Consider the following 6,000-nt stretch of genomic DNA (forward strand, 5'->3'; position numbering starts at 1 on the left):
ATGCTGGGCGCCATGGGCTGTCAGGGCCGCTGCGGCGGCGCTGGTGGAGCCACTGCGCCCGGTGCCCTGTCGGAGGCGGAGCGGCGGGCCCTGCCGGGCACCATCGTCTTCCTCTCCGAAAGGGCGGGACAGAAGGACGTCTGGAGGGTGACGCCCGCCGGAGAAGAGACGCAGGTCACCTCCGCGCCGGAGGACGAGTACCCCGGCCCGCCGTCACCGGACGGCCGCACGCTGCTGGTGATTGCGTCGGGCGAGGCGAACGGGCGTGTCTTCCAGCAGCTGCGCCTGCAGCCGCTCGAGGGGGGGCGCCAGGTGGCGCTGCATCCGCCCCGGCCCCGAGCGCGCAACGCGAGCTGGGCGCCGGACGGCACGTGGCTGGTCGCGGAGTCCGACGCGCAGGGCTTCAGCGACGTGGTGCGCGTGCTGCCCGAGGCGAACGCGGTGGACACGCAACTGACGCACGTGAAGGAGGGCTGCTTCGAGCCCGCGGTGTCCCCGGACGGCACGGAGGTGGCGTGCGTTTGCAGCGGTGACGGTGACCCGGAGGTCTACGTCTTCCGCGCGGACGGCACGGGCGAGCCCCGCCGCATCACCACGTTCTACATGGAGGACCGGACGCCGCAGTGGAGCCCGGACGGCAAGTGGCTGCTGTTCGTGAGCAACCGCGAGCGCAAGGAGCGCATGTACCTGGTGCGCGCGGACGGCGCGGACCTGCGAGCCCTGTCCGGAGAGGGCTTCGCGGGCGACGAGCGCGAGGCGGTCTTCAGCCCGGACGGCAAGCGCGTGGCGTACGTGGCCCGGCACCCGGACGGCAAGAGCCGCATCTGGGTGGCGGACGTGGCGGGAGGCGCGCCGGTGGCGCTGACGGACGGACAGCACCGCGACGACATGCCGGCATGGAGCCCGGACGGCAAGGCGCTGGTATTCGTCTCCGAGCGCGACGGCGACACCGACCTGTACTTGATGCGCCCGGACGGCACCGGTCAGACGCGGCTCACGACGGCGAAGGGCGCGGACTGGCTGCCGCGCTGGTTCGTGCCGCGCTAGGCCCTGCTTCCCTGCAACGGAGTCGTCCCCTCGTTCAGGATGGCGAGGTAGCCGCGGTACGCGAAGACGCGGCCTCGCTTGCGTCCGGTGACCTCCTCGACGATGCCCAGCCGCTCCAGGTCCGCGAGCGCTGCGTTGACGGTGGGAGCGGTCAGCCCGGTCCGAGCGACGAGTTGGTTCGACGTCAGGTACGGGTGCGTCTGCAACAAGTCGTGCACACGAAGCGCTGAGCTGGTGCGCTCACTCTTGTTGTTGATGAGCTCCCGGTCCTGCTTGAAGCGCTCGGCGATTCTTGTCGCCGCGTCGAACGCCTGGTTCGCTGTCTTCTCGACGCCCTCCAGGAAGAACTCGAGCCAGGCCTCCCATGCGCCACGTTCGCGGACCTCCTGGATCAGCCGGTAGTAATCGGCCCGGTGCGTCTTCAGGTAGAGGCTCAGGTAGAGCAGTGGCTTCCCGAGCACGCCGTGGACGCACAGATAGAGTGTCACGAGGAGTCGTCCGATACGGCCATTGCCGTCGAGGAAGGGGTGGATGCTCTCGAACTGCACGTGCAGGAGCCCCGCCTTGATGAGCGGGGGCAGCCGGGACTGCTCCTCGTGCATGAAGTTCTCGAATGCAGCGAGGCAGCCGTCGAGCTCCGTCACTGGAGGTGGAACGTACAGCGCGTTTCCAGGCCGCGTTCCTCCGATCCAGTTCTGCGAGCGACGGAACTCCCCCGGATCCATCGTGCCTCCGCGACCGCTTTGCAGCAGCCGCGCATGCATCTCACGGATGAGTCGGAGCGAGAGTGGCAACTCCTTGAGGCGCTCGAGCCCGTACATCATCGCGTCGACGTAGTTGGAGACCTCTCGCACGTCGTCGATGGGCTGTCCTTCCTGGGCCCCGAGCTCGAACTGGAGCAGGTCGGAGAGCGTCGACTGCGTCCCTTCGATCTGCGAGGAGAGCACCGCCTCCTTTCGCACGTACATGTAGAGGAACAGTTCCTGGCTCGGCAGGAGCACCGTGATTCCATCGAGGCGGCCCAACGCCCGGTCGGCTCGGCTGAGCCGGTCCAGCAGGCCCAGAACATCGATGGAGGGGATTGGCGGCAGGGGCGGCGGGACGAATGACCGCACGCGCTCGCCGGCGGCGGTGGTCTCCACGAACCGGCCCAGCCTCGAAGGTGCCATTGAGGCGTCAGTCATTCGGCCAGCATTCGACCGAGGATTATTTAAGTCAAATGGCCTTGGCTTAAATAGAGTCCAGCCCAAGGAAAGCTGGCTTGAATAGCCTCATTTCCATTGTGATTCCAATGGGTTAGCCCGCACGCTGGCGCAGCGGTGCGGGCGCCGTGGGAGCGGCGGGGGCTTCCAGGGGCACGCTGAAGAAGAAGGTGACGCCCCGGTCCGGCTCGCTCTCCACCCAGATGTGACCGCCGTGGGCCTCCACGATGAGCCGGCTGATGTAGAGCCCCAGTCCCAGGCCCTTGCCGTCCGCCGAGCGGCCGTCCTCCGTGCGGTAGTACTTGTCGAACAGGCGCGCCGCGTCCCTCGGGGACAGGCCCGCGCCCTGGTTGGTCACCGACACCACGGCCTGGTCGTGCGCGGCGGCGAGCCGCACGTCCACCGGCGTCTCCTTGGGGCTGTACTTGAGCGCGTTGGTCAGCAGGTTGGTCACCACGCGCTCCAGGCGCGCGGCGTCCATGGGCACCGGCGGCAGCGGATCCACCCGGTGCAGCCGGAAACGCTCGCGCGAGTCGGGCGGCACGTCGCGCTCCAGCACTTCCTCCAGGAAGCGGCCCAGGTCGCGCGCCTCGCGGCGCAGGGTCACCCGGCCGGACTCCAGCCGCGAGCCCTCCAGCAGCTCTTCGATCATCGTGCTCATCCACTCCACGTTGTGGATGATGGCCTGGGCCATGATGCCCTCGCGCTCCAGCTTCCGCTCGTGCAGCGCGCGCTGGAGCAGGTGGGCGCGCAGGTTGATGGTGTTCAGCGGGTTGCGCAGGTCGTGGGAGATGAGCCCCACGTACTCCTCGCGCAGCTTCTCCAGGTCCCGGCGCTCGGTGACGTCGCGCAGGATGGCGATGCGCGTGGCGTCGTCCTCGCCCTTCATCGGGCTCAGCCGCACCTCCAGCGGCACGCTGGTGCCGTCCTGCCTCTGCCCGACCACCAGCCGCCCTCCCGTGGCGCGCTCCGGGCCCTCTCCGGGGGTGGCCGGGCCGTGGAGCCCCTCCGGCACCAGCAGCTCCACCTCGCGGGCCAGCAGGGCCTCCCGGCGGTAGCCGAAGACGCGCTCCGCCTCCGCGTTGGCGAAGCGCACGCGGCCGGTGGCGTCCACCACCACCATGGGGTCCGGCGCGGTGTCCAGGAAGGTGCGGAAGCGCTCCTCGGAGGCCTCCAGCGCGGCCGTGGCCCGCATGCGTTCGGTGTCCAGCACGTCCAGCGCCCGCGCCGCCAGCAGCACCAGCGTGACGCCGCCGGCGGCCACCACCGTGGCGAAGAGCGGCAGCTTCGCGTCGTGGCTGAGCCCGCCTATCAGGTGGAGCAACACCAGCGTCAGCCCCAGCACCGGCGGCCCCAGCAGCATCACCGGCACCAGCCGCCGCGCCACGAAGCCGCCCAGCGTGTCCCGCGTGAGCCGCGCCATCAGCCCCAGCTCCGGCCGGGCGCACAGCGTGCCCATGGCCAGCAGCATCAGCACGCAGGTGGTGTGCAGCCCCATGCTGCGCTCCTGGAAGAACGGAGCGGCGACGGGCGTCACCAGCGGGCCCAGCAAGAAGCCGTTGAGCCCCGTCAGCGCCGCCATCAGCGCGAGCACCACCAGCGCGTCCGACCACGACAGCCGCTGCGGGTGACCCCGGTCCACCAGCGCCAGCGCCGGCCCCAGGAGCATCAGGCACAACCCCGTCAGGGGCGACGGCACGATGCCCGGCGACGCGCTGACGTCCTCGCCAAAGAGGCGCAGGAACAGCGCGTCCAGGCCTCCGTTGCCTCCGGTGATGACGCCATCCACGAGGCTCGCCGCGCCCAGCAGGGCCGTGGCCAGGGCGAGCGCGGTGCCCAGCCGGTGTTGGATGCGGTGGGGAGTGGCCGGCAGCCGCAGTCCCAGCGCGGCCCCACCCAGCATCAACCCCAGCGCGGCGCTGGGGCGCATGGCGGGGAGCGCGGCGCCCATGGACTTGAGGACCATGACATCCAACGCCCAGCCCACCAGCACCAGCAGGCCCACCAGGCAGGAGGCCGCCGCGGAGCTGCGCGCAAGGGCACGGACCAACGCCGTGCTTCGTGGCATGGATTGGCCGCTCATCATCCGCGTCCCCCCGGAACGCCAGCCCTGCATCCTGCCACAACATCTCGCCTCATGGGCCCCCCCGGCAATGGGACGCCGGGGTTGGAAGGATGTCCGTCCTAGGCGGGGATGTCCGACTTGTCCAGGGTTGGGTCAGGGTGCGTAGCGGCCTGGATACACGGTGAGGACGACGCCCAGGCCCGGGCCCACGTCGACGTTGCGCGGCACGTACGTGTCGGTGCCTTCCACGGACAGCTGGAAGGAGGAGGCCCCGGCGCCGGAGTGGACGAAGAGGAACAGCCCATGGGCCGCCGTGCCCGCGGTGTCCACGGACGTCAGGTCACCGGACGGGTAGTAGACGCGGTCCGCCAGGTCGGCGCGGTTCAACGCCACGCGCGCGCCGCTCACGGGCTGACCGTTCAGGTCCACCACGCGCCCCAGCACGAAGCCCGCGGAGGCCAGGGTGGCCTCCGGGTCCCCGGTGTGGCCCTGGAGGCGCGGCGCACCCACGGCGGCGCCCAGCTGATCCACGAACGCGATGGGGAGGGCCCACGCGTGCGCGTCGATGACGTCCGTGCGCGGACGGGTGCCGGTGAAGGCGGTGTCGTAGACGAGCGTGGTGCTGCGCACGAGGCCTTCGTGCACCAGGCCCACCGCGAGCCCCTGGTGCACGTCTCGCACGGGCACGTCGGTGATGCGGAAGGCGCCGTCCTCGGACACCTCGCCGGTGGCGAAGGTGGCGGCCGCGTCGTTGACGGCCACGCGCAGCGGCTCCTCCACGGTGAGCGCCATCCCGGTGAGCGACGCCGGTGCCGCGGCCGAGCCCTCGGCCTCCGGGAACACGCGTGCCTCGCCCGTCACGAGGATGCGAAGGTTTTCCAGATCCACCGCCTCGGCGTCCTCGGTCCGCACGCCGGGGTCCGGTGTGAAGCCGCCGTCGCCACAGGCCATCGCCAACAGCCCGAGCACGGCACCACCCGCCGCCCGAATGTAGTGTTTCATCGGGCGGCAACATCTTCACGGCGGGGGAGGCACGCAATCCGTCCCCGGGTGTCGTCCGTCCCCTTCACGACGCACCGCCGCGCTCGCGGGCAGGACGCACCGGACATCGGGCCCTCCGGGTGTTGAAAACACGTCGGCACCGGGAGCCTGCCTTCCGCTGGAAACGGAAGGCCGCGCCCGGTGCCGCGGGTCACGCCAGGGAGGAGGAAGCGGAGCGTCTACCAGCCCGACCCGCTCTTGCCGGAGGAGCCGGAGCTCTTGCCGGTGTTCCATCCGCCGCCGCTGCTGCCGCCGCTGCTTCCACTGCTACCGCCGCTGCTCCGGCCACTGCCGCTGCTGCCGCTGCTGCCGCCGCTGTTGCCACCGGGAGGGGTGCTCCAGCCGCCGCTGCTCCTGCCGCTGCCGCTGCTCCCGCTATTGCCGCTGTTGCTGCTCCCGCTGTTGCTGTTGCCGCGGTTGTTGTCCTTGTCGTCGTCGCGGCTCTTGCTGGCCGGGGTGTCCCAGCCGCCGCTGTTGCGGCTGTTGTCCCGGTCGTTGTCCCTGTCGTTGTCCCGAGCGTTGTTGGAGGGAGCGGCGTTGTTGCCGCGGCCCCAACTGGAGCCGCTGGGAGGCCGGGCGCCGGTGCCCGTACCGCCGGGAGGCGCGTTGCGGCCCTGGTTGACGGGGGCCGGAGCGGGGGCGGGC

Annotated in this window: 4 protein-coding genes and 1 pseudogene; 1 reads left to right on the top strand and 4 read right to left on the bottom strand. The window is 70.9% G+C overall.

Translation table 11 applies throughout. The features are described 5' to 3' along the window. The gene (locus tag D7Y15_RS26390; RefSeq protein ID WP_167548352.1) at positions 1-1,047 is read left to right on the top strand and encodes a PD40 domain-containing protein; all 1,047 of its coding nucleotides are present in this window, start codon (positions 1-3) and stop codon (positions 1,045-1,047) included. Here D7Y15_RS26390 and D7Y15_RS26395 read toward each other — a convergent pair. From D7Y15_RS26395 to D7Y15_RS44835, 4 genes and pseudogenes are all read right to left on the bottom strand, one after another. After that, the gene (locus D7Y15_RS26395) at positions 1,044-2,216 is read right to left on the bottom strand and encodes a Fic family protein (RefSeq protein ID WP_199745988.1); all 1,173 of its coding nucleotides are present in this window, start codon (positions 2,214-2,216) and stop codon (positions 1,044-1,046) included. The genes D7Y15_RS26390 and D7Y15_RS26395 overlap by 4 nt on opposite strands. A 127-nt stretch (positions 2,217-2,343) precedes the next feature. Then, on the bottom strand, positions 2,344-4,317 hold the full coding sequence (locus D7Y15_RS44830; protein ID WP_158629118.1) for a cell wall metabolism sensor histidine kinase WalK: 1,974 nt from the start codon (positions 4,315-4,317) through the stop codon (positions 2,344-2,346). A gap of 150 nt (positions 4,318-4,467) precedes the next feature. Beyond that, positions 4,468-5,316: a carboxypeptidase-like regulatory domain-containing protein gene (locus D7Y15_RS26410; protein ID WP_120575545.1), complete on the bottom strand. Its 849-nt coding sequence runs from the start codon at positions 5,314-5,316 to the stop codon at positions 4,468-4,470. A 218-nt stretch (positions 5,317-5,534) separates the two neighbouring features. Next, positions 5,535-6,000: pseudogene (locus D7Y15_RS44835) on the bottom strand (hypothetical protein); the annotation flags it as partial.

Origin of the sequence: Corallococcus sp. AB030, assembly GCF_003668965.1 — a bacterium.
GTDB classification, from domain to species: domain Bacteria; phylum Myxococcota; class Myxococcia; order Myxococcales; family Myxococcaceae; genus Corallococcus; species Corallococcus exiguus.